General features: G+C 50.1%; 22 protein-coding genes, 1 pseudogene and 1 riboswitch. Of the genes and pseudogenes, 14 read left to right on the forward strand and 9 right to left on the reverse strand.

Features of this window, described 5'->3' with window-relative positions; all coding sequences use genetic code 11:
• The first annotated feature begins 28 nt into the window (after positions 1–28).
• From BBI15_RS05000 to BBI15_RS05010, 3 genes are read left to right on the forward strand one after another with little or no spacing between them, the layout of a single operon-like run.
• Positions 29–1,186: a DEAD/DEAH box helicase gene (locus BBI15_RS05000; RefSeq protein WP_068868594.1), complete on the forward strand. Its 1,158-nt coding sequence runs from the start codon at positions 29–31 to the stop codon at positions 1,184–1,186.
• On the forward strand, positions 1,186–2,409 hold the full coding sequence (locus BBI15_RS05005) for an aminopeptidase (protein WP_068868595.1): 1,224 nt from the start codon (positions 1,186–1,188) through the stop codon (positions 2,407–2,409). Before BBI15_RS05000 ends, BBI15_RS05005 begins: the two co-directional genes overlap by 1 nt.
• 12 nt (positions 2,410–2,421) lie before the next feature.
• Positions 2,422–3,366, forward strand: a complete 945-nt coding sequence (locus BBI15_RS05010) for an SGNH/GDSL hydrolase family protein (protein WP_068868596.1) — start codon at positions 2,422–2,424, stop codon at positions 3,364–3,366.
• 62 nt (positions 3,367–3,428) lie between these two features.
• On the opposite strand, the gene BBI15_RS16525 is transcribed toward BBI15_RS05010, so the two are convergent.
• Positions 3,429–3,578 (reverse strand): hypothetical protein, encoded by a 150-nt coding sequence (locus BBI15_RS16525; RefSeq protein ID WP_167358027.1) that lies wholly within the window; start codon positions 3,576–3,578, stop codon positions 3,429–3,431.
• Positions 3,579–3,642: 64 nt separating this feature from the next.
• The gene (locus BBI15_RS05015) at positions 3,643–4,725 is read right to left on the reverse strand and encodes a M20 family metallopeptidase (protein WP_068868597.1); all 1,083 of its coding nucleotides are present in this window, start codon (positions 4,723–4,725) and stop codon (positions 3,643–3,645) included.
• Positions 4,726–4,864: 139 nt separating this feature from the next.
• Positions 4,865–4,964, forward strand: a riboswitch (TPP riboswitch).
• 93 nt (positions 4,965–5,057) lie between these two features.
• Here BBI15_RS05015 and thiT point away from each other — a divergent pair.
• Both thiT and map read left to right on the forward strand, forming a co-directional pair.
• Positions 5,058–5,633 (forward strand): energy-coupled thiamine transporter ThiT, encoded by a 576-nt coding sequence (gene thiT, locus BBI15_RS05020; protein ID WP_068868598.1) that lies wholly within the window; start codon positions 5,058–5,060, stop codon positions 5,631–5,633.
• A gap of 159 nt (positions 5,634–5,792) precedes the next feature.
• Positions 5,793–6,545, forward strand: a complete 753-nt coding sequence (gene map, locus BBI15_RS05025; RefSeq protein ID WP_068868599.1) for a type I methionyl aminopeptidase — start codon at positions 5,793–5,795, stop codon at positions 6,543–6,545.
• 45 nt (positions 6,546–6,590) lie between these two features.
• On the opposite strand, the gene BBI15_RS05030 is transcribed toward map, so the two are convergent.
• The gene (locus BBI15_RS05030; protein ID WP_068868600.1) at positions 6,591–7,331 is read right to left on the reverse strand and encodes a tryptophan-rich sensory protein; all 741 of its coding nucleotides are present in this window, start codon (positions 7,329–7,331) and stop codon (positions 6,591–6,593) included.
• 185 nt (positions 7,332–7,516) lie between these two features.
• Here BBI15_RS05030 and BBI15_RS05035 point away from each other — a divergent pair, with 185 nt between their 5' ends.
• From BBI15_RS05035 to BBI15_RS05045, 3 genes are all read left to right on the forward strand, one after another.
• Positions 7,517–9,316, forward strand: a complete 1,800-nt coding sequence (locus BBI15_RS05035; protein WP_068868601.1) for a M3 family oligoendopeptidase — start codon at positions 7,517–7,519, stop codon at positions 9,314–9,316.
• A 1-nt stretch (position 9,317) separates the two neighbouring features.
• Positions 9,318–9,866 (forward strand): GNAT family N-acetyltransferase, encoded by a 549-nt coding sequence (locus BBI15_RS05040; RefSeq protein ID WP_068868602.1) that lies wholly within the window; start codon positions 9,318–9,320, stop codon positions 9,864–9,866.
• Positions 9,867–9,945: 79 nt separating this feature from the next.
• Positions 9,946–10,428, forward strand: a complete 483-nt coding sequence (locus BBI15_RS05045) for a DinB family protein (RefSeq protein ID WP_068868603.1) — start codon at positions 9,946–9,948, stop codon at positions 10,426–10,428.
• Between the two features lie 416 nt (positions 10,429–10,844).
• Here BBI15_RS05045 and BBI15_RS05050 read toward each other — a convergent pair whose 3' ends face one another.
• The 4 genes from BBI15_RS05050 to BBI15_RS05060 form a co-directional block, all read right to left on the reverse strand.
• Positions 10,845–11,417: a beta-class carbonic anhydrase gene (locus BBI15_RS05050; protein ID WP_058381371.1), complete on the reverse strand. Its 573-nt coding sequence runs from the start codon at positions 11,415–11,417 to the stop codon at positions 10,845–10,847.
• A 30-nt stretch (positions 11,418–11,447) separates the two neighbouring features.
• The gene (gene mreBH / locus BBI15_RS05055) at positions 11,448–12,455 is read right to left on the reverse strand and encodes a rod-share determining protein MreBH (RefSeq protein ID WP_068868604.1); all 1,008 of its coding nucleotides are present in this window, start codon (positions 12,453–12,455) and stop codon (positions 11,448–11,450) included.
• A 127-nt stretch (positions 12,456–12,582) separates the two neighbouring features.
• Positions 12,583–12,723 carry a hypothetical protein gene (locus tag BBI15_RS16530; RefSeq protein ID WP_167358028.1) on the reverse strand — a complete coding sequence of 47 codons (141 nt, stop codon included), beginning with the start codon at positions 12,721–12,723 and terminating at the stop codon, positions 12,583–12,585.
• 84 nt (positions 12,724–12,807) lie between these two features.
• The gene (locus tag BBI15_RS05060) at positions 12,808–14,040 is read right to left on the reverse strand and encodes an aminopeptidase (protein ID WP_068868605.1); all 1,233 of its coding nucleotides are present in this window, start codon (positions 14,038–14,040) and stop codon (positions 12,808–12,810) included.
• 145 nt (positions 14,041–14,185) lie between these two features.
• Between BBI15_RS05060 and BBI15_RS05065 the strand changes: the two genes are divergently transcribed.
• The 4 genes from BBI15_RS05065 (at position 14,186) to BBI15_RS05080 (ending at position 18,590) form a co-directional block, all read left to right on the forward strand.
• The gene (locus tag BBI15_RS05065; RefSeq protein ID WP_068868606.1) at positions 14,186–15,280 is read left to right on the forward strand and encodes a carbohydrate kinase; all 1,095 of its coding nucleotides are present in this window, start codon (positions 14,186–14,188) and stop codon (positions 15,278–15,280) included.
• A complete protein-coding gene (locus BBI15_RS05070) occupies positions 15,277–16,188 on the forward strand; it encodes a pseudouridine-5'-phosphate glycosidase (RefSeq protein ID WP_068868607.1) in 912 nt (303 codons plus the stop codon). Before BBI15_RS05065 ends, BBI15_RS05070 begins: the two co-directional genes overlap by 4 nt.
• Positions 16,189–16,299: 111 nt before the next feature.
• The gene (locus BBI15_RS05075; protein WP_068868608.1) at positions 16,300–17,607 is read left to right on the forward strand and encodes an FAD-dependent oxidoreductase; all 1,308 of its coding nucleotides are present in this window, start codon (positions 16,300–16,302) and stop codon (positions 17,605–17,607) included.
• Positions 17,604–18,590 (forward strand): class I SAM-dependent methyltransferase, encoded by a 987-nt coding sequence (locus BBI15_RS05080; RefSeq protein ID WP_068868609.1) that lies wholly within the window; start codon positions 17,604–17,606, stop codon positions 18,588–18,590. Before BBI15_RS05075 ends, BBI15_RS05080 begins: the two co-directional genes overlap by 4 nt.
• Positions 18,591–19,064: 474 nt before the next feature.
• On the opposite strand, the gene BBI15_RS05085 is transcribed toward BBI15_RS05080, so the two are convergent.
• Together BBI15_RS05085 and BBI15_RS05090 are read right to left on the reverse strand one after the other, a co-directional pair.
• Positions 19,065–19,286 (reverse strand): DUF1128 domain-containing protein, encoded by a 222-nt coding sequence (locus BBI15_RS05085; RefSeq protein ID WP_068868610.1) that lies wholly within the window; start codon positions 19,284–19,286, stop codon positions 19,065–19,067.
• 58 nt (positions 19,287–19,344) lie between these two features.
• Positions 19,345–20,705: pseudogene (locus BBI15_RS05090) on the reverse strand (alanine/glycine:cation symporter family protein).
• Between the two features lie 190 nt (positions 20,706–20,895).
• Between BBI15_RS05090 and BBI15_RS05095 the strand changes: the two are divergent.
• Positions 20,896–21,360: a YtxH domain-containing protein gene (locus tag BBI15_RS05095; protein WP_068868611.1), complete on the forward strand. Its 465-nt coding sequence runs from the start codon at positions 20,896–20,898 to the stop codon at positions 21,358–21,360.
• 13 nt (positions 21,361–21,373) lie between these two features.
• Positions 21,374–22,288, forward strand: a complete 915-nt coding sequence (locus tag BBI15_RS05100) for a YihY/virulence factor BrkB family protein (RefSeq protein ID WP_068868612.1) — start codon at positions 21,374–21,376, stop codon at positions 22,286–22,288.
• Positions 22,289–22,291: the final 3 nt, after the last annotated feature.

Below are 22,291 nucleotides of genomic sequence, written 5' to 3' on the forward strand. Positions count from 1 at the left end.
AGGCATTGAAAAGAAGGTGGAATGGCACATGAAATTTATTGAAGAGCTAAGTCCTGTATGGCAGGAAAAATGGAAACAGACCGGTTTTGCCGAGGCGATGCCGATCCAGGAGCAGATGGTTCCTGAAATGCTCGCAGGCAACGATATCGTAGCCGAATCCCCGACCGGATCCGGGAAAACCTTGGCATATATTTTGCCGATCCTGGAGCGTGTCAACCCGAAAAAACCGAATACACAGGCGATGATCATCGCCCCGTCACAGGAACTCGCGATGCAAATCGTCAACGTCTTGCGCGAATGGACAGCCGGAACGGATGTCACGGTCACGCCGTTGATCGGCGGCGCCAACATCCAGCGGCAATTGGATAAATTGAAGAAAAAGCCGACGATCGTCGTCGGGACACCGGGACGTTTAAGTGAACTGGTGAAGACGAAAAAGCTCAAGATGCATGAAGTGCGCATCCTGGTGCTGGACGAGGGCGACCAATTGATGTCGCGCGAGCACCGTGGCGTCATGAAAGAACTGATCGAAAAAACCCAGCAGGACCGGCAATTGGTACTGGTATCGGCGACCGTCACCGAGGAAATCGAATTGGTGGCGGAGCGCTTGATGAAGCATCCGACACGCTTGCAAGTATCGGCTGAAGAGATGCCGAAACAGGGCAAGGTGACTCATTCGTTCATCAAAGTCGATGAACGCGACAAGACCGATCTGCTTCGCAGTTTGTCGCATATGGACGGCATCAAGGCCTTGGCTTTCGTCAACAACCTGGACCAGGTTTTGATGAAAGAAAGCAAATTGAAATTCCGCGATGCGAAAATCGCAACATTGCATTCCGAAATGAAAAAAGAAGAACGGAAGAAAGCATTGGATGACTTCCGTAAAGGAAACACAGCTGTATTGATCGCAACGGAAGTGGCGGCACGCGGGCTCGATATCGAGCAATTGACGCATGTCATCCACGTGGATGCGCCCATGACGCTGGAACAATATTTACACCGTTCCGGCAGAACCGGCCGTGCGGGGGCTGATGGGGAAGTGCTGACGCTTCTTGCCTATGCCGATGAGAAGCATTACAAGAAACTGACGAAGGAATTGCCGGGGAAACCGGTGCAGAAAGTCATGTATGGAGGCAACTTGATAGAAGGCAATAGCAAAACCATTTCAGCAAAGGGGAAAAAATGATGGGTTTTCAGGAAAAACTAGCGCAATACGCGGAATTGGCCGTCCGTGTCGGTGTCAACATCCAGCCAGGGCAGGAGCTGCTGATTGCGACGACGACAGACACCGTGGAATTCACGCGTTTGGTCGTCGAGAAAGCGTATGAAGCGGGGGCGAAGCAGGTCCATATTGCGTTCTCGGACCCGGTGGTGACAAGGACGCATTATGAATTGGCACCAGAGGCGTCATTCCGCGAATTCCCGGATTGGGTCGTCAAGCAGCGCGACGCCATCATCGACCAAAAAGGCGCGTTTTTGTGGATTGACGCGGAAGATCCGGACTTGCTTACCGGCATTCCGGCAAAACGGCTAAGCGACGCACAGAAATCCGCAGGGAAAGCATTGGAACGCTACCGGCAGGCGGTTGGTTCCGATAAGATTGCCTGGTCGATCGTCGCGATCCCATCGGAGAAATGGGCACAGAAAGTATTCCCGGGCGAACATGACCAGATGGCCGCTTTATGGCAAGCAATTTTCCAGACCGTGCGCATTGGGGACGGTGACGCAGTCGCACTGTGGAATGCACATATTTCCAGCCTGGAACGGAGGGCATCCGCATTGAACGAGCGGCGCTACAAAAAATTGCATTACCGTGCGCCAGGCACCGATTTAACAATCGGCTTGCCCCAGGGCCATATTTGGATGAGCGGGGCTTCCCGGACACCGGATGAAGTGCCGTTCATCGCCAATATACCCACTGAAGAAGTGTACACCGTCCCGGCGAAACTGGAAGTGGAAGGCATCGTGCGCAATACGAAGCCGCTCATCTACCAGGGCAATATCATCGATGGCTTCACATTGCAATTCGAAAATGGCCGCATTACGGAAGCACAAGCAGAAGTCGGGCAGGAGCTGCTGGATGAATTGATTTCAGCCGACGAAGGCGCGGCGTATCTCGGGGAAGTGGCACTTGTGCCGGTTAAATCGCCCATATCGGATTCTGGTATTTTGTTCTATAATACCTTGTTCGATGAAAATGCATCGAATCATTTGGCTATCGGCGATTCCTATCCGACTTGCCTCGAAGGCGGAAAAGACATGGACCGTCAACAATTGAAGGAATATGGATTGAATACGTCGATTGTCCATGAGGATTTCATGATCGGCTCAAGTGATATGGACATCGACGGTATTAGGGAAGACGGCAAGACCGAAGCGATTTTCCGAAAAGGAAATTGGGCATTCTAACGAGGTGAGCATATGAAAAAGACGATCAGCATGGTAGCGGCAGGGCTTTTGTTATTGGCTGGCAACCCGGCATCTGCAGAGCCGCAAACACCTGCCGTTTATGTGGCCATCGGCGATTCACTGGCGGCAGGCCAGACGCCGAACCGGTCAATCGACAGCGGCTATGCGGATTTGATTGCGCAGGAGTTGGGGCGCAACCAGCCGCTGGCGTTCTATTCGAAAGACTTGGCATTTCCTGGCTTCACGGCGGGCGACGTCCTGGACAGTATCGAATCGGACGAAGCCAAAGAACTGCTGGGTTCGGCGAATATCATTACGGTTTCTGCCGGAGCGAATGATTTGCTGCGCCTCGTGCAAGCAAACGCCGCTGAAGGCGCATTGAGTTTCGAGGAGATCCAGGCAGATTATGCATTGAACGCAGCCCGTGAAAATGTCAGGGAAATTCTTTCTGGGTTAGAAGAGTTGGCGCCATCAGCCGAAGTCTATGTCATGGGATATTATTTTGCGTATCCGCACGCAAGGGCCAGCCAAAAACAAGGGACGGCCGGGCAGCTGGAACAATTGAACGCCATTCTCAAGCAGGAAGCGGAACGGACAGGCGCAATATTTGTCGATGTAGCCGAGCGCTTCGGTGAGGATGCCGTGGAACTCGTTCCGAATTCAGGAGACGTCCATCCGAATATAGCTGGTTATCAGGAGATGGCAAACGCTTTCTTTGAACATTATGCAGGAGGCTTTGAAGTAGAAGATGCAGAGCTTCCGGAACCGGCGCCTGTAACTTTCGAAGAAATCCAGCAAATGCAGGGGCAGGAAGAGGGAGAGCCATCAGGTGAAGCCGAGGGGGCAGAAGAAGAGCCTGAAATGGAAGGTGCTTCAGATGATGATTCTGCCGCCAAGCCTTCCGATAGCAAAAAGCTTGATTTTCTAGCGATCCGCCAGGCATTGCTGCTTGTTTAAAAGTTCAAATCAACAATAAAAAGGCCGGAGAAAATGATTCATTTTCTCCGGCCTTTTATCGTTCAGCGGCTCTTTCGTGAGTCGCTGCGGTTGCGTGCATCGCTTTCATTGTCCGTATTGTTCTTTTTGCGGTTGTTCATCACTTTGCGGATGATCGGGTATGCAATCGGCCCGTATTTAATCGCAGATCTGACAAGTCTTCCAATCGCCATATTATATCGCTCCATTCATTTATCGTATTGAGGATTAGTATAGTTTTCCCGGTTTGGACTGATTTCAAACATCGGTAGGCGCCATGGCGTGGGCGATCAATATATCCTTATAGGAATGGACGCTTGAAATGGAAACGTATTCTGCATTACCGTGCCAGTCATCTCCGCTCGGCCCGAATTCGATGGCGCCTTGCCCGCCGGTTTTCTCGGCATAATAACGGGTATCGGCAGCACCGTGCTGCCCAAACAGTACAGGCTGTTCGGAGAGCGTCGATTCGACCGCTTTCATCAAGGTCTGGATATACGGGTGATCGTCCGTCGTCGTCAATGCAGGGGTCGAACCGCTCGCTTTATACTCCATGTCGAGCTCGAGCGTATCCGCCAGCTGTTCCATTTGCCGGATGATCTCGTCTTTATCCTGTCCTGGCATGAAGCGGATATCGTAGGACATCTTGCAGATTTCCGGCACCACGTTATAACGGTCGCCTGCGTTGATGATCGGCAAGTTGACGGATGGCTGCTCATAGTATTCCGTCGATTCTTTGCGGAACGGCAAATCCTTCATGCCGGCATGGAATTTCATCGCCGATTCGATGGCGTTAATGCCCTCCCATGGGCGCGATCCATGTGCTGGCTTGCCTTTAAACGTCAAGTCCATTCTTAGTATGCCTTTTGATTGCAAGCCGATCTTCAAATGGGTCGGCTCGCCACAAATGACGAAATCGCCGTAATGGCCTTGATCGACCAGCCATTTCGATGTATTGCGGCCGCCGATCTCTTCGTCGGTGACAATATGCAGGTGCACTTCGCGCGGCAAGGCGGAAGCATCGAGGTCAACAAATGCTTGCATCATGGCAGCGACGCCCGCTTTCATGTCGGCGGATCCGCGGCCATACAGTTTATCGCCTTCTTCAATAGGGGAAAATTGTTCTTTATGTCCCGGCACGACGTCAACGTGGCCGTTCCAGATGATCTTTTCGGCACCTTGCCCCTTAGATGCCGTCAACATCAAGTAGCCGTCGTTATCATGCACTTCCACTTCTTCGCCTTTCGCCTTGAGCCAGGCAGAGCAGAAAAGCAAGGCTTCGTTTGCGCCTTCTTTCGTATCGCTTTCGATCTTGATCAAATCCTTCAATAAATCAATCATAGAATCGGCAGTTTTCCAACTGCCTCCACCACCTTCCAGAAAGTTTGCTTGTTTTTAACTACCCTAATCCAGCCTGCTGAAACAGCCTTGCAAGCGAAGTGTGCGTTGTGTACAATACACATAATAGCGAAATAATTGTATACACCACAAGGGGAGCTTTGGCTGAGAGTGAACGATTAAGTTCTTACCCTTCGAACCTGTAAGTTAACGCTTGCGCAGGGATGTGGATGGAAAACCGGCCCGAGCGGCGCCAGGATCTGTCCTGGCGCCGTTTTTTATTATTGAAAAACGGTCCTTCTGGTGATGTGCAAATCCAAAAGGAGGCAGTTTGAATGAGGAATAAACGCGTGTTATTGATGGTCGAGATTGCGATTTTTGCAGCTCTCGGCTTTGTATTGGATTTTATCGCCTTTCGCATGCCGCAAGGCGGTTCGGTCAGCCTGGTCATGATCCCGATTGTGTTGATGGCTTTCCGCCGAGGGGTTGGGGCAGGGATTATCACGGGGCTTCTCGTCGGGTTGTTGCAGATCGTTACAGGTTTCATCTCGGTTGCGCCATTGTCGTTCGGCTTTGTCGTCATGCAAGTCGTTTTGGATTATTTATTGGCGTACGGCGTTGTCGGCTTAGCGGGGGTGATGCGCGGCCGTTACATGGAAGCCGTGCAGTCGAAGAAGACCGGGAAAGTCTTTGCCATGGTGGCGCTGGGCGTATTGATCGGCTCATTTCTCCGTTATACAGTCCACGTCATTACGGGTATCCTGTTTTTCGGCATGTTTGCTGAAGGCAATGTCTTTATCTATTCAGCGGTCTACAACGCAACCTATATGATTCCCGTAGCGCTTGTCGCGGCGATTGTTTGCTCTTTGCTGTTCATTACAGCGCCGCGGCTGACACAGCCGGATTCATGATCAAAACCGCCTAGCGATAGGCGGTTTTTTGATGGATAAAGAAAATAATGAGCGCTCTTTTTTGGTTATTTATGGGAAATGCTCGAAAGGTATGAGAGGCGAGAGCGACTTATTCTATGTTATAATGCTCAAATAGAATAGTTTGAAAGAAGGGTCAGTATGATAGCGACTAATGAAAAAGATATTGAAGGATTAAAAAAAGCCGGGCAAATGGTGGCGGAAATCCGCGAAACGATGAAAGCGGCCGTAAAACCGGGCATTACGACAAAAGAACTCGACGAACTTGGCGGCCGCCTGTTCAAAGAATGGGGCGGCGTCTCTGCCCCGAAATCGGAATATGATTTCCCCGGCTATACATGCATCAGCGTCAACGAAGAAGTGGCGCACGGGATTCCAGGGAAACGCGTCATCAACGACGGCGATATCGTCAATATCGATGTGTCGGGTTCGTTTGGCGATTATTTTGCGGATACCGGCATTTCTTTTGTGGTCGGGGAAGGCCATGAAGATAAAGAAAAGCTTTGCAAAGCAGCAGAATCCGCCTTTGAACGCGCGATGACAAAAGTGAAGGCTGGGGCGAAGCTGAACCAGATCGGTAAGGCAGTCGAGCGTGAAGCAAAAGATCAAGGCTTGTTCGTCATCAAGAACCTGACGGGCCATGGTGTCGGGAAATCGCTTCATGAAGCGCCGCAGCATATCCTCAATTATTACGATGCGTGGGAGACGACGATCTTGAAAGAAGGCATGGTGCTCGCAGTCGAGCCGTTTATTTCCCAAAAGGCCGAGCACATCATCGAGTCAGGGGATGGCTGGACCTTTATCACGCCGGACCAATCGCTTGTGGCGCAGATCGAGCATACCGTACTCGTCACAAAAGGCGAACCGGTTTTGCTGACGAAACTTGAAAAATAAAAGCATCGAATATAAAAAAACAACCATCAGCCGATGGTTGTTTTTTTATGGCGTCATACCTGTTTTTGCCGGCTTTTTCTTGATCAGCAGAATGCCGGTCAGTAAAACGCCGCTTAAGAACAAAGCTGCGGTACTGACCAATAATTCGTCCATGCCATGGCGAACGGCGATGGCAACGAACGCCCAGATGAAGACCAGGGTCAGCGGAATGTCCGAATGGTGGAAACGGATGTGAAGCGCCAATGCGGTCGCCACAGTCAGCATGATCACTGTCCATAACTGATCGCTCAAGCCCCAGCCGCTCCAATTATAGAAGGTCAGGACATAACTGATATTGGCGATGGTCGCGACACTGATCCAGCCAAGATTGACCGAAACCGGCAAGCGTTCCATAAAGCCCCGTTCGCCGTTTCCGTATTCCAGATACAAAGCGATCAGCGACAATAGATAGGCAATCATTGTAACGATCGACCAAATAAACAACTCATAATGCCAGCAGAGCAGCCAGGCGATATTGAAAACAGCGCTCAAGATGAAATATAATGACATTTTTGCTGAAGGGCGCTTGCCTTTTTTCAAGCGCAGCCAAAAACCGACGATCCAGATAGCCAATAAAATATATATAACGGACCAGATGGAGAACGCATAACCGGCCGGCGTAAAGAGGACCGGCACACGGTTGGAGATTTCACCGGTAGTCTGACCGTTGATCGGCAGTATATTCGCCAAGGCATTCATGGTGACGACGGCGATAAATGCCAATGTCATCAGCAGTACGCGAATCATATGAAATCCCTCCTCAAATATCAGTATAAACTCGCTAGCCCGCACGACCAACAAGAAAGTGCAGGAAGTTTTTGAAAAATGGCGATATCGTGAAAAGTACAGGACGGTCGCCGTTCCCGTTATGGGGAGAGAGATGTTATACTTATTCATGTATTTTGAAAATTCGTGATTGCAGGGGGAAAAAGATGGTGAATACATATCCGGAAGTATGGGATCTCGATCGTTTATTTTCAGGGGGCAGCGATTCAACCGAATTAAGGACGCACTTGGAGGCGACAGGCAATAAGCTGGCCGATTTCGAACAAGCCGCTGCCGCATTCGATGTCCCGAAGCAAACGGACGACGCAACACATTTGGCGGCGTTCTTGGAACAGACGAGTGATGTATCCGTAGATCTCCGCCAAGCCGGGGCGTTTATCGGCTGCTTGATGGCGCAAAACACCGAAGATAAAAAAGCGGCACTATTGCAAAGTGAACATGCATTGATGCGATCCCGTTTCCAAAGTGCTTTCTTGAAATTCAAACAGGCGCTCATGGAAACGGACCCGAATGTCTGGTCAAAGCTGCTTTCGACTGAGGACTTGAAGGAATTCGCCTTCGTCCTGGACGAATGGCGCAAAGAAGCGAAACGACTGCTGTCAGAGCAAGAAGAAGGGCTCATCACATCGCTCGGCATCGACGGCTATCACGCGTGGAGTGAATTATACGATTTGCTGATTGCCTCCGTATCGGTCCAAATGGAGGTGGACGGGGAAGAGAAGACGCTGTCGGTGGGGCAGGCGAATAATTTAAGCTCCCATCAAGATCGCCAGGTGCGCAAGGAAGCGTATGACAAGCTGGAAGCGGCATGGGGCGAAAAAGAAGAGTTGTTTGCGAAGACCTTGAACTCACTCGCGGGATTCCGGCTGCAGATGTACAACAAGCGCGGCGTCGACAATGTGCTAGAAGAGCCATTGCAGATGAACCGCATGAAGCAGGAAACTTTGGACGTCATGTGGCAAGCCATCAGCGAACATAAACAGCCGTTTGCGGATTACTTGGCACGCAAGGCGCAATTGCTTGGTAAAGACAAACTCGCCTGGTACGATGTCGACGCGCCGGTCGTGGAAAACTCCCAGTCTTTTGATTACGAACAAGGGTCGGAGTTCATCATCCGACATTTCGGGAAATTCGGCCCGGCATTGGAGAACTTTTCCCGCCATGCGCTGGAAAACGGATGGGTGGAAGCGGAAGACCGCGCGCATAAGATGCCGGGGGGCTTTTGCACTTCGCTTCCGAAAAGCGGGGAGTCGCGCATCTTCATGACTTATAGCGGATCGATGTCCAATGTTGCGACACTCGCCCATGAATTGGGGCATGCTTTTCATACCCATGCGCTGCAACCGATGCATGATTTGAACCGCAGCTATGCGATGAACGTCGCGGAAACGGCATCGACGTTTGCGGAAATGATTGTCGCGGACGCAGCGGTCAAGAACGCTGTGACCAAAGAAGAGAAAATTTCCTTGCTAGAAGACAAGATCCAGCGCAGTGTGGCATTCTTCATGAACATCCACGCCCGCTTCCTGTTCGAGACGAGGTTCTACGAAGAACGCAAGAGTGGCGTAGTTCCGGCGAGCCGTCTGAACGAATTGATGGAACAGGCCCAGGAGGAAGCGTTTGCCGGCAGCTTATCCGAAAGGCATCCGCATTTCTGGGCATCGAAATTGCATTTCTATATCACCGATGTGCCGTTTTACAATTTCCCTTACACATTCGGCTACCTGTTCTCGCTCAGCGTGTATGCGAAAGCGCTAGAAGAAGGGCAAGGGTTTGAAGAGAAATATATGGCCTTGCTCCGTGATACGGCGGTCATGAGCACAGAAGACTTGGCGATGAAGCATCTCGGGGAAGACATTACCGAAAAAGCCTTCTGGGAAAAAGGCATTGCCTTATGTACAAAAGATGTCGAGGAATTCATCAAATTGACTGCAGAAGAGGGATAAGATGAATCTGCTTTTTGAAGGAAAAACGTGTTATCTGCGCACACTTACCGTAGAAGATGCTGAAGACATGGTGCGGATCCTAATGAAGAACCGTGATTATTGGGCGATTTATGAGCCGCGGCATCGCGATAGTTATTTCACGGTGGCCGTCCAGCGCGAGAAGATCCGCGAGTCGATCTATCAGGCGCGGGAAAACCGGGAATACAGTTTTGGGATTTTCTCCCACGACAGCAATCAGCTGATCGGCCATATTTCCATTTACAGCATCAAACGCTTGCCGTTCCTCAGCGCACTGGTCGGCTACTCGATGGATGAAGAGTTCATCGGTCGCGGCATTGCCAGCGAAGCGGTCCGCTTGGTCACGGCTTTCGGTTTCGAGCAATTGCGCCTTCACCGGGTAGAAGCGTATGTGGCCCCGGATAATATCGGCTCACTGCGCGTGCTCGAAAAAGCGGGGTTCGAAAAGGAAGGCTTGCTTAAACAATTCCTGTTCATCAACGGGGAATGGAAAGACCATTATTATTACGCATTGCTCGAACAGGATTTTTGAAAGGGCAAGGCCGCCTATCGGAGATGGTGGAAGGATATGCGGAGATGGTTTGAAAATTGAGGAAGGGAGAGGGTGCCAGATGAATCCCGAGAAATTATTTGCCTATCACCAATGGGCGAGCCAAAAGGTGCTGCAATTGGTAGAAGACGCAGGTGAAGAGTATTACACAAAAGCGGGAAAAAGTTCATTCCCGTCAATCCGCGACACAGTCGCCCATGTCATCGGTGTCGAAAAAATGTGGTTCAAGCGGATGAATGGAGTCAAGAGCCCGGAATTCGAACACTTCGATGTCGATACGGTTGAGAAAGCGAAAAATGCCTTGCTTTTGCTTCATGCAGAGATGGAATTGTATTTTGCTTCGTTATCAAAGGAAAGTTGGCAAGAACAGCTGGATTACCGCAATATGAAAGGCGACGAATTCCGCCACAGCCGCGAAGAAATGCTGTTCACCATCGTCAACCATGCGAGCTACCACCGGGGGCAGATCACTTCGTTATTGCGCCAATTTGGTAAAGCCGGAATCCCGCTTGACTATATCTATTTCCAAAAAGAAAACCGCTGAGATTCCTCAGCGGTTTTTAGCTTGTCTAGAAAGTTAAGAAGTCGTATTTTCCGAAGCTAATCGCACGACTCCGCGGGCGGGAATCGAGCCTCCTCGTCACTAAAACCGTTGCTCAACTCTCACTGCGTTCGAGCATCGCAAATGAATTTGCTCAGCACAGCTTCGCTCATTCATTGCCTGGCGGGGTCTCTCAAACCCGTCGCTTCGCTGCTCCCGCAGGAAAGATAAGGCCGAACTACGTGAGACCTTATCTTTGCGAAGTAATGCGCAGCATTATTGAGCAGAAGGGTTTACGAGCGAACGCTTCTCCAAATACTAAGATAGGTCATTGATTATTGATTGTAGAAAAAATGGGTGCTTTTTAATTCATTGTGAATCATAGACTTCATCAGTACTCTTAAAAAAGCTGAGATTGCTCAGCGGTTTTCGTCTTTATTCCCGTCGATGACGACGTCGAGTTTTCCGGTTTTCGGGTCGATGACAAGGCCGTGGACGGGAACCGTTTTATCCATCAATGGGTGATGGCGGACCATGTCGACGCTGTGGCGCACGCTATCCGTTACGTTGTCGAAACCTTGCAGCCACTCGTCGAGGTTGACGCCTGAGAATTTCATCTGTTCGATCGTGCTTTCTTCAACGCCGCGGGCTTTCATCTTTTCGATGATGCCTTCCGGTTTTACTTTGGCCATACCGCAGTCATGGTGCCCGATAATATAAATCTCATCGGCATTCAATTCATAAACTGCGACGAACAAGCTGCGCATGATGCCGCCAAACGGATGGTTGATGACAGCGCCGGCGCTTTTGACGATCTTCACGTCGCCGTTCTTGAAGTTCATCGCTTTTGGCAATAGTTCAAGCAGGCGGGTATCCATGCAAGTCAAGATGACGATCCGCTTATCCGGGAGATTGGTGGTAATGAATTCCTCATAGTGTTTTTCTTCTACAAATTTTTCGTTGTAATCCAAAATCTCATTCAATAAAGACATCGTTTTTCCTCCTTGATGGTGGTTTGGGATTTAACGCGACATTTTCTCAAGCCGGTCGATCATGCCGAGCGACCGGCCGGTGCCGATCGCGACGGATTCCAGCGGGTCCGGCGCAATATGGACCGGTACGGAAATTTCCTGCGCCAGCCATTCCTGCAAGCCTTTCAATAAAGCGCCGCCGCCGGAAATGACGACACCTTGGTCGACCATATCGCCCGACAATTCAGCGGGGCAATTTTCCAGCGTGGCGCGGATGCATTCCAAGATGGCTGACAAGGATTCACTGAGCGCTTTTTGCATTTCATCGGAACTCAACTCGATCGTTTTCGGCAATCCGCTCAATACGTCACGGCCGCGGATGTTCATCTTTTTCGGTTCGTGAGGGATCGGCGCATAACCGATTTCTTTTTTGATCGTTTCGGCCGTTTTCTCGCCGATCAATAGATTATAATGCTTGCGGACGTATTGGATGATGTCTTCATCCATCCGGTCGCCGGCGATCTTGATCGTATTGGAGGACACCACACCGCCGAATGAAATGATGGCGACTTCTGTCGTGCCTCCTCCAATATCGACGATGACCGAAGCGACAGGTTCCGTAATCGGCAAGTCAGCGCCGATTGCTGCAGCGACCGTTTCTTCGATCAAGTGCACGGATTTAGCGCCGCTTTGTTTAACGGCATCATGGATGGCCCGGCGTTCGACCGCTGTGGCGCCAGACGGGGTGCAGACCATCACTTTCGGCTTGCGCAATGAACCGCCGAGCTGCTTCGCCGCTTTTTGCATGACCAGCTTCAAGAGTTCACGGGTCACATCAAAATCGGCGATGACGCCTTCTTTCATCGGGCGCACGATGCGGATGGAGTCCGGCGCTTTGCCGAGCATCGCTTTCGCTTCGTTACCGATGGCGATGACGGCTCCGCTGCGGGCGTCCAGGGCGACGATGGATGGTTCATTCAAGATGACGCCTTTTGACTTTGTATAGACAAGAATATTGGCGGTACCGAGATCGATCCCGATATCCGTTGCAGAAAACATGGATAGATTCCTCCTAATCGGTATAAGCACTGCTTATTCAAATTTTATCACTTTTCTGTGAGATGTGATAGAGGGAGGAGAAACAGAAAAAAGCTCTGCCCCGCATATGCGAGGCAGAGCCTTTTACTTAATGACGCTCTTTCGGAAGCGGATCGATATGCTCTGCATCATGGCTATGAAGCTCTTTGCCAAGGAAATGAAGCAGTGTGAAGAAGAACATGAAGATCACAGCCATAAATCCGAGGACAGCAGTAATACCGTATAGCATAGTGATAACCCCTCTCTAAACTGTAATAATCCTATTCAGTATACATGAAAACGCATGGAAAATTAAGTGTCGAATTATCGACCTTTAAAATGCCCAGTTGCCGCCTCGGAAGATCGGTTCGCGCGTGCCGTCTTCCAAAATTCCATCGATGTCCATATCGGCAGAGCCGACCATGAAATCGACATGCGTGATGCTTTGGTTCAAGCCATGCTCTTTCAATTCATCCGCTGACATCGTCTTGCCGCCTTCTAGACAGAACGCATAGGCACTGCCGATGGCGAAATGGTTGGACGCATTTTCATCGAATAAAGTATTGAAGAACAAAATGCCGGAATCCGAAATCGGCGATTGATGGGGCACTAATGCCACTTCGCCAAGGCGGTGGGAGCCTTCGTCCGTAGCGACCAATTCCTTGAGCACTTCTTCGCCTTGTTCAGCGGAGACATCGGTGATGCGGCCGCCTTCAAACGTGATTTTAAAGCCATCGATGATATTGCCGCCATAGCTGAGCGGTTTGGTGCTTGAAACGAAACCGTTGACATCGTCTTTATGTGGCACGGTAAAGACTTCTTCTGTCGGCATATTGGCCATGAAAGTATGGCCTTTTTCGTTGACGGAACCAGCGCCTGCCCACAGATGGCCTTTTGGCAGCGCGACTTCGAGGTCGGTGCCAGGTGCCTGGTAATGAAGCTTGGCGTATTTCTTGTCGTTCAAATAATCGGCTTTGGTGTGGAGCGTGCGGTCATGCTCCAGCCAAGCTTCGATCGGGTCTTTCGTATCTGCGCGGACAGCTTTGAAAATCGCTTCCCAAAGTGCATCCACTTGTTCGTTTTCTGGAAGGTCCGGGAATACTTTCTTCGCCCATTGCTCAGATGGCGCTGCTAGGACGCACCAGCTGATCTTATCGGATTGCACATACTGGCGGTATTTATTCAGCGCTTGCCCGGTCGCTTTTTGGGACGCAGAAATGCGTTTGGAATCGATGCCTTTTAGTAAGTCCGGGCTTTGCGAAACGACGCTGATGAAAGCTGCGCCTTGTTCGGCCAATTGCTCCCGTTCCTGGACTTTCCATTCCGGGAATTCCGCGAAAGAATCTTCCGGTGCTTTCTCGAAGCGCGTGCGCGAAATCACATCGTCGCTCCAGTCCACGAATACTTGTCTTGCACCTTCTTCATACGCTTTCTTGACAATCAAGCGGACAAACGGTGCTGCATCTATGGAAGCTGCAATATACAATTTTTGGTCAGGCTGGATATTGACGCCTACCTTTACCGCCAATTCAGCATAGCGGGATAATTTTTCATCAAATGTAGTCATTTCCAAAAACACTCCTCTCATCCTTTCTATAGTAGCAATATTCAAACACGTTGCGCAATAGCGGTGCGTGTGAAAGAAAAATGAGTTGTATTTTTTATTATAAAAGTTTATAATATAAACAAAAGTTTAAAAAGGGGGGGAGACCATGAACCGCAATGAACAGAAAATCCTTGCATTGATCGAACGCGACCCATATATGTCCCAACAGGAAATGGCGGATGCACTTGGGATTTCGCGGCCATCCTTAGCCAATTTGATCTCAGGGCTCATCAAGCAAGGGAAGATTCTCGGCCGCGCATACGTATTGCCTGAAGAAAATACAATTCTATGCATTGGCGGGGCGAACGTCGACCGGAAGTTTCATTTGAAAGCCCCTTCTGTCCACGGCACTTCAAACCCGGCCACGGTAACGCGAAGTGTCGGGGGAGTCGCGCGCAATATTGCTGAAAACCTGGGCCGTCTTGGGCATACAGTCCAATTGGTGTCGATTGCAGGAGACGACCCGGAATGGCGCTTCATCGAGGAAGTGTCCTCGCCTTACATGGACACGGCCATGACCAAAACACTTTCGCAAGGCGCAACGGGCAGCTACACAGCCGTACTGGAACCTGACGGCGAAATGGCCTTGGCACTGGCGGATATGGACATTTACAATGAATTGACCCCAGAGTACTTGGAAGCTCACCGCAGCATGTTGATGCGGGCGAAGCTATTGGTGGTCGACTTAAACTGCCCGAAACAAACCATCAAATATTTGCAAGATCTCGCATTTTCTTCCGGATTGCAGCTTGCGGTCATTCCCGTATCAGCGCCGAAAATGGAACGCCTTGGGGAAGACTTAAAAGGGGTTTCGTTCCTCATCTTGAACCGAGACGAAGCCGCGCTCAGGCTTGGCATCTCGATCCATGACGAAACCGATTGGAAGCGCGCGGTGGAATTGCTTCTTGAGCAAGGCGCAACAACAGCTGTCGTGACCGGCGGAAAAGACGGCGCCATGGCTGGTGACGCAAATGGGATAACGCATTTTCCAGCCATCAAAACAGCGCAAGTCGAAGATGTCACAGGAGCTGGGGACGCTTTCGCAGGAGGCTTTCTTCACGCCCACCTATCGGGCCATGATTTCCATAAAGCGGTGCGGATGGGCATGCTGAATGCAGCCAAGACGCTCGCGAGCAGCCAGACAGTACGTCCCGAATTAACCGAAACGGTGTTAACCAAAGAACTGGAGGAATTAAAATGACAAACATGATCAGCTATTCAACAGAGGTACAGGAAGCCATCGAAATGAAAAAACCGATCGTCGCCTTGGAGTCGACCATCATCTCCCACGGCATGCCGTATCCGCAAAACGTGGAAACCGCACGTGAGGTCGAACAGATTATCCGCGATAACGGGGCTGTTCCCGCAACGATCGCGTTGATGGACGGACAGATCAAAATTGGCTTGTCGGAGGAAGAACTGGAACTTCTGGGCAATTCCACGGACGTTGCGAAAGTATCGCGCCGTGACATCGGCCAATTGCTCGCGACGAAAAAAATCGGAGCGACGACGGTTGCTGCGACGATGATCTGCGCAGAGCTTGCCGGCATCCGCGTCTTCGCGACCGGCGGCATCGGCGGTGTCCACCGCGGGGCGGAAGCGACGATGGATATTTCGGCCGACTTGGAAGAGTTGTCGAATACAGGAGTTGCCGTCGTCTGTGCGGGTGCGAAATCGATTCTCGATATCGGGCTGACACTGGAATACCTCGAGACAAAAGGCGTGCCGGTCATCGGCTACCAAACGGATGAGATGCCTGCATTCTATACACGCCACAGCGGTTTCCCGTTGAGCTATGGTTCACAATCGACTGAAGAGCTTGCAGCTATCCTCAAAGCGCAATGGTCGCTTGGCTTGAAGGGCGGGGCTGTCATCGCCAACCCGATTCCACAAGAACATGCGCTTGATAAAGGCTTTATCGATGGCATCATTGAACAGGCCATGGCAGAAGCGAAAGCGAACGGCATCAACGGCAAAGAAGTGACGCCATTTTTGCTCGGCAAGGTGAAGGAATTGACGGAAGGCAAAAGCCTGGTCGCAAATATCGAACTCGTCAAGCACAATGCCAAAGTTGGCGCGGAACTCGCAGCTTCTTATAATGCACTTTGAGAACAAATTGTGAAAAAAGGCCCCTTGAGGGTCTTTTTTTTTATCGTATGCAGGCCGTTCGGTTTTCAGCTGCTCCTTTTCAGGGTAAGGAGAATCAAGGAGTTGAAGCTCATGAAAACGGATGTGTTCATCGGCGGAGGGGGGATAGGCGGGTTGACGCTCGCGTTGAAATTGGCTCGCCGTGGATTTGATGTCGTGCTGGCCGAGCGAATGGCTGTCCGCTCGCCGACCTATAAGGGAGAGCTATTGCAGCCGAAGAGCATGCAGATATTCGACGGCCTTGATGTATACGATGCGATTTGTGATCGCTCCAATGAAATCAAAGTACTGGATATGCTGGAACTCTCCAGCACCTTGAAAGTAAAAGATCAATCGTTCATGGATTACAGCGTTTTGCCTGGAAAATACAACGCCGCTTATATGATTCATCACGAAGAGCTGAAGACCATCATTCGCAAGTCGGCTTGTGAATACGACAACTTCCATTACCTGAAAGGAACTGCCTGTAAAGGATATACGGAAAATACGGCCATTCTTCAGAAAGGGGCCGAAAAATTCGAAGTGGAAGCCAAGTTTTTCTTCGGCGCAGAAGGCCGGTCATCGGTAACGAGAAAAGCGATGGAGATTGAAGTGAAGCAGACAACTTATAACCATCATTTCCTGACAGTGACGTTTCCGAGAGCGGAGAACTTCACGGACGGCAAGATCATTTCAACTTATAATCGCTTTCTCGGATTATTTCCGCTCCCTGACAATCAAGTACGCAGCGTCTACTTGATTCCGCCGGGGGATTACAAGACTTTGAAGGAAAAACCGATCAGCCATTTCCATAAGCTTTATACCGATTTGGCGCCGGCAGTGGATGGCTATGTGCAGCGTCTGGCAGACTGGAAAAAGATCCAGTTGATGATTCCTGTCATGTACCACGCCGAATCCTACGTAAAAGGCAATAAAGCGATCATTGGCGATGCGGCGCATGCCGTGCATCCGATGGCAGGGGAAGGCATGAACATGGCGATACAGGATGCCGATGTACTGGGCGAACTGGCTGCGGATATGTTGGCTGAGGAAAAGACGGATACGGCCAATCTGGCATGGTACGAGAAGGTGCGCTACCGCAGGGCAGACCATGTGATCCAGCTGAGCCATCTGGCGGCACTTGCGTATTCGTTCCCTTATCGCCCGGTCAGCTATTTGCGCCAGCGGACCTTTGAACGGATGGAAGAAGACCCGATACTTCATTTCAAGCAGATGCTGAATGTCTCAGGGCTCGGTTTGTGGAAAGAAAACGTCCGGGACCGCTTTATCCAGGGCGGATTCATGCCGGTACGCGCGAAGGAACTGACAGAAGGCACGAAAGAACTGAAATACTACAAACCGGAAGATGACTACCCGTGGAAAGTGGAGGGACTTATATGATCGATATAATGAAGATGGTAAAAGCAAGGACGTATATGAAACGCAATGAGCCCTTCCTGTACAGCTGGCATGCGTATGTTGGCTATGAATTGGATCTTTTCAAGGCATTTGAACGCCCGATGACCCAATTTGACGTGGCGGATGCACTGGGCCTGGATGAACAGTTGCTCGCTCAATGGGTAGCGGTGGGCGTCTCGATCGGGTATTTGAAAGAAGCGGGACGCAAACGCTATCAAGTGAAGAACCGGTGGAAATTGCCGAAATCCAAAGGCAATAATTCGTCTGGTGTCCTATTGAAGGAAATGATGGAGCTGCACATCCCGACGCTTCTGGAATACCCTGAAATGATGCGCAACCGGAGCCGTTTGCATTTCGATGAAGAAGAGCATGCAGCCACTGTAGCAGAAACGAGCCGCCTGCTGGAGGTGCTGGCGTATCCGAAGATGGCCAAGAGACTGAAGGAAAAAGATTGCCATCGCGTGCTCGATATCGGTTGCGGCGAAGGCGGCTACATAAAGAAATTGGGGCAGCGGTTCCCGAAGACTCAATTCACCGGGATCGAAATCAGCGAAGAAGTCGTCGAAAAAGCGGAGGAATTGACAGCTTCACAAGAGAATGTCACCATCGAACAAGCGGATTTATGGAATTACAAGCCGGAATCGCAGCAGGATATGGTCATGCTCAATAATGTGCTGCATTACATCCCGCTTGAAAAGCGCCAGGCCCTGTTCAAGGAAATCAGCGGCTGGATTGCCCCTAAAGGCATTTTTTCGGTCGTCACCCCGATCGCGGGCGGTCCGGACAGCCCGCCATTCGCCAACGTTTTCAATAGCTTCTTTTCATCATTCGACAATCTCTACAGGTTGCCAAAAAGAGAAGAACTCATCGAATGGGGGGAAGAATCCGGCCTAGAATTTTTCAGCCTCCGCACCGTCATCAAAGAAGGCGGCTGGTACATCGTGCAATATGAAAAGAAAAGCTGAAGCAGCCGTTTAGATTCGACAGGCATAAGCCGGATGGCCGAAGCGGCGCTCTATGCCGCACAGGCCAGCCGGCTTACGACCCGAGAGTCAGGCCACTGAAGCTAGCCAGAAAGAAAAGCTGAAGTAGCTGCTTTGACTCGACAGGCGCAAGCCGAGTTTCCTTAGACAAGAAAAAGCCCTGAAGCATTTGCTTCAGGGCTTTCCAGAGTGTTGAACAAGTCAATGAACAGCTATAAATTAGAGCGAAGATTGCTTTTCTACATTTTATAAATCAACGGTCTATCTAAGTATTTGGAGAAGCGCTTGATCGACTCCTGCGGGAATAGCGGGTTTGAGAGACCCCACAGGCCGCTATAGCGGCCGAGGAGGCTCGATTCCCGCCCGCGGAAAGCGATCAATAAGCTTCGGAAAATACGACTTCATAACTTTCTCGACAGCCTGAAAAGCCCTGAAGCATTTGCTTCAGGGCTTTCCTCATTTGCGCAATGAACCAAGTTCAGAGGCGATGGCCTGCATTTCATTTGGGCTGAAATTATCGCGGCCTTTAACCATCTCATAAATTTCACGCAAGTCTTCATACTCGGAAGTATTGAAATGCTCGGCTTTCATTGCATCCACGTTAACCATGCGCAGTTTCGTTTTTATTTCTTCAATCATGAAATCGACGTTCTCAGGTGATTGTTTGGATAAATCCATGATTCATTCCTGCCTTTCGGGTGGGTATGCTTTATCATTTCATTATTCAAACAGAATGTCAATTGCCAGAACGTGCCTGTTCTTTCTCTTCTTTGATCTTCGCCGTGATTCGTTTCGTCTCGTATACGATGACGCCGGATAGGCCGAGAAGGCCGATCAAGTTCGGGAACGCCATCAAGCCGTTCATGACATCCGAGAAAGTCCAGACGACATCAAGAGAGACTGTCGCGCCAACGAACACCATCGCAACGAAAGCGATGCGGTAGATAATCAACAAGCTTGGATTCTTGAACAAGTACTGGAAACATTTCTCTCCGTAGTAAGACCAGCCGATAATGGTCGAAGAAGCGAAGAAAATTAAGCCGATTGCTACGATATACGGGCCGACCCCGCCAAGGAACTGTTCGAATGCAGCCGTCGTGAGTGCAGCGCCTTCAAGGGTTTCATCCGAATAGAGGCCGGACATGACAATCGTGATGCCTGTGATCGAACAGATGATCAAAGTATCGAACAAGACTTGCGTCATCGAGACCAATGCCTGGCGGCCAGGCATATCGGTTTTCGCCGCCGCTGCCGCAATCGGTGCGGAACCAAGGCCTGCTTCGTTGGAGAAGACGCCCCGTGCCACACCATAGCGGATGGCTGCGCCAATCGCGCCGCCGACTGCAGCTTCACCTGTGAAGGCAGCGCTGAAAATCGTGCCGAGTGCAGTAGGGATAAGATCCATATTGAGAATCATGATGATGATTCCGGCAATGATATAGAATAAGGCCATGAATGGTACGAAGAAGGCTGTTACTTTACCGATTGTCTTGATGCCGCCGATAATGACGACCGCAGCGAAGACAGTCAGGATGATGCCGGTGATCCAAGTCGGAACGGAAAACGTATCGCGTACGACCGATGCGACGGAATTGGACTGTGTACCGTTTCCGATGCCGAATGCTGCGATTGCGCCGAAAATGGCGAATAGCACAGCGAGCCACTTTTGTTTCAATCCGTGCTCAAGATAGTACATCGGCCCGCCGGCCATTTGGCCTTTAGCATCCACGATCCGGTATTTTACGGCCAAAACGGCTTCGCCATATTTAGTCGCCATCCCGAAAAATGCTGAGAACCACATCCAGAACACAGCTCCTGGGCCCCGAGGATAACTGCTGTTGCTACCCCGACAATATTACCGGTTCCGACTGTCGCAGCCATTGCTGTCGACAATGCCTGGAAATGGGAAATATCGCCTTGTGATTCACTGTCCGGATTTTTGCTGAATGTCAGTTTCAATGCATAAGGCAACAAGCGCAATTGTAGAATCCCCAGCCTCACTGTCAGGAAAATCCCGGTACCCACCAGGAGAATCAATAGCGGCGGCCCCCATACATAGCCGCTGACGGTGCCTAAAAACTCTGTTAATGCTTCCATACTTTTTTCCCCCTTTTCGATGCTCTTTTTAGTTAGGAAAAATTCCTCCTGTAGAGTTAATATTCCGAAAGTTTCATATCATAGTCAAGTTATTTTTAAAAAATAATTTGCGAAGTGTTTAGATTAGGGGGGAAGAGGGAAAAATTCGAAGTATGATGGAAACTATATTTTATACTGGGAGGAATTTGGAATGAGCCAAAACAAATTGATGACAGGAATAGTAGTAGGCGCGGCAGTTGGCGCACTAGTTTCGCTTTTGGACCGCAACACGCGCGAAGATGTGATGAACAAATCGAGAAAAGCTAGCGAAAACGCAAAATATTATGCAAGTAATAAAGATGAGCTGAAATCGGCCTTTAAGGAACAGGCAGAACGTGCCCAAAATCTTTATGCCCGTATTTCTGAAGATGCTTCTTATGTGGGTAGCAAAGTCGAGCAAGTGAAAAAGCTGGTGCCGGAAGTGAAAGAAGTGGCACAGGATGCGAGAGGCGCTGTCATGGAAACAAAAGAAGCAGTGGTCGAGTCGAAAGAGGATGTCATGTCAGCGGTTAAAGAGGACAATCCATCGCCGAGTTCTTCACTGACGGACGACTCTTCTTCGACAAACGGCTCTTCTTCAAACAATACCGATTCACAGAACCAGAACCGCAACTGAGCAGGGGAAGTTTATGGCAACGCCGAGAAAACATGGCCAGTCCCAAGTACGGAAACCGACATATAACGTATTGACTGGCCGTGGATTTATAAAAGAATTAGGAATACGGATTAAAGACGTCGATGTGCAGGGACTCGGAGCGCAATTGGCGTTTTTTTTCCTATTATCGATTTTTCCGTTGCTCATTTTTCTCGTTACTTTGCTGCCTTATCTGAATCTGCCTAAGGAAGAAGTATACTTGTTCATGGAAAATGTCATTCCAGGAGAAGTGTATGCACTGATCGAGCAGACGTTAAATGAAATCTTGACGGATCAAAACAGTGGCCTGCTGTCATTCGGTGTGCTTGCGACCATTTGGTCAGCGAGCCTCGGCATGGATGCATTGATAAAATCATTGAATGCTACTTATGGCGTGAAGGAAAGCAGGCCTCTGTTGGTAGCGAGAGGCATGTCGGTTTTAATGACCGTTCTTTTGATTATCATGTTGGCCGTGGCACTGGCCTTGCCGGTATTCGGCCGCCAAATCGGCTTATTCTTTTTCGCATTCCTTGGACTTGAGGAAGGGTTTCTGGAATTATGGGGAATGATCCGCTTTACCATTCCGGCCCTGATTACGTTCATCGTATGCGCTGTGATCTATTGGCTCGCGCCGAATGTCCGGATCAGTTTCAAGACGGTGCTGCCGGGAGCAGCTTTCGCTTCTGTCGGCTGGCTGTTGTTATCATTTCTGTTCTCGATCTATATCAATAATTTCGGCAATTTCTCAGCTACTTACGGCAGCATCGGGGGGATCATCCTACTATTGCTGTGGCTGTATCTATCCGCGATGCTGTTGATTATCGGCGGGCAATTGAATGCGGTCATGCAGGGAAGAAGGCATTCCAAGAAGCGGCTCCATCAAAAGAAGACGGCGATTCCCGATAAATAAAGG

This window comes from Planococcus plakortidis (assembly GCF_001687605.2).
Taxonomy (GTDB): domain Bacteria; phylum Bacillota; class Bacilli; order Bacillales_A; family Planococcaceae; genus Planococcus; species Planococcus plakortidis.

Bases quoted from the DNA above. Each gene is read 5' to 3' on its own strand.
- BBI15_RS05000 (WP_068868594.1), top strand. From the start codon at position 29: ATGAAATTTATTGAAGAGCTAAGTCCTGTATGGCAGGAAAAATGGAAA.
- BBI15_RS05005 (WP_068868595.1), top strand. From the start codon at position 1,186: ATGGGTTTTCAGGAAAAACTAGCGCAATACGCGGAATTGGCCGTCCGT.
- BBI15_RS05010 (WP_068868596.1), top strand. From the start codon at position 2,422: ATGAAAAAGACGATCAGCATGGTAGCGGCAGGGCTTTTGTTATTGGCT.
- BBI15_RS16525 (WP_167358027.1), bottom strand. From the start codon at position 3,578: ATGGCGATTGGAAGACTTGTCAGATCTGCGATTAAATACGGGCCGATT.
- BBI15_RS05015 (WP_068868597.1), bottom strand. From the start codon at position 4,725: ATGATTGATTTATTGAAGGATTTGATCAAGATCGAAAGCGATACGAAA.
- thiT (WP_068868598.1), top strand. From the start codon at position 5,058: ATGAGGAATAAACGCGTGTTATTGATGGTCGAGATTGCGATTTTTGCA.
- map (WP_068868599.1), top strand. From the start codon at position 5,793: ATGATAGCGACTAATGAAAAAGATATTGAAGGATTAAAAAAAGCCGGG.
- BBI15_RS05030 (WP_068868600.1), bottom strand. From the start codon at position 7,331: ATGATTCGCGTACTGCTGATGACATTGGCATTTATCGCCGTCGTCACC.
- BBI15_RS05035 (WP_068868601.1), top strand. From the start codon at position 7,517: ATGGTGAATACATATCCGGAAGTATGGGATCTCGATCGTTTATTTTCA.
- BBI15_RS05040 (WP_068868602.1), top strand. From the start codon at position 9,318: ATGAATCTGCTTTTTGAAGGAAAAACGTGTTATCTGCGCACACTTACC.
- BBI15_RS05045 (WP_068868603.1), top strand. From the start codon at position 9,946: ATGAATCCCGAGAAATTATTTGCCTATCACCAATGGGCGAGCCAAAAG.
- BBI15_RS05050 (WP_058381371.1), bottom strand. From the start codon at position 11,417: ATGTCTTTATTGAATGAGATTTTGGATTACAACGAAAAATTTGTAGAA.
- mreBH (WP_068868604.1), bottom strand. From the start codon at position 12,455: ATGTTTTCTGCAACGGATATCGGGATCGATCTCGGTACCGCCAATATT.
- BBI15_RS16530 (WP_167358028.1), bottom strand. From the start codon at position 12,723: ATGCTATACGGTATTACTGCTGTCCTCGGATTTATGGCTGTGATCTTC.
- BBI15_RS05060 (WP_068868605.1), bottom strand. From the start codon at position 14,040: ATGACTACATTTGATGAAAAATTATCCCGCTATGCTGAATTGGCGGTA.
- BBI15_RS05065 (WP_068868606.1), top strand. From the start codon at position 14,186: ATGAACCGCAATGAACAGAAAATCCTTGCATTGATCGAACGCGACCCA.
- BBI15_RS05070 (WP_068868607.1), top strand. From the start codon at position 15,277: ATGACAAACATGATCAGCTATTCAACAGAGGTACAGGAAGCCATCGAA.
- BBI15_RS05075 (WP_068868608.1), top strand. From the start codon at position 16,300: ATGAAAACGGATGTGTTCATCGGCGGAGGGGGGATAGGCGGGTTGACG.
- BBI15_RS05080 (WP_068868609.1), top strand. From the start codon at position 17,604: ATGATCGATATAATGAAGATGGTAAAAGCAAGGACGTATATGAAACGC.
- BBI15_RS05085 (WP_068868610.1), bottom strand. From the start codon at position 19,286: ATGGATTTATCCAAACAATCACCTGAGAACGTCGATTTCATGATTGAA.
- BBI15_RS05095 (WP_068868611.1), top strand. From the start codon at position 20,896: ATGAGCCAAAACAAATTGATGACAGGAATAGTAGTAGGCGCGGCAGTT.
- BBI15_RS05100 (WP_068868612.1), top strand. From the start codon at position 21,374: ATGGCAACGCCGAGAAAACATGGCCAGTCCCAAGTACGGAAACCGACA.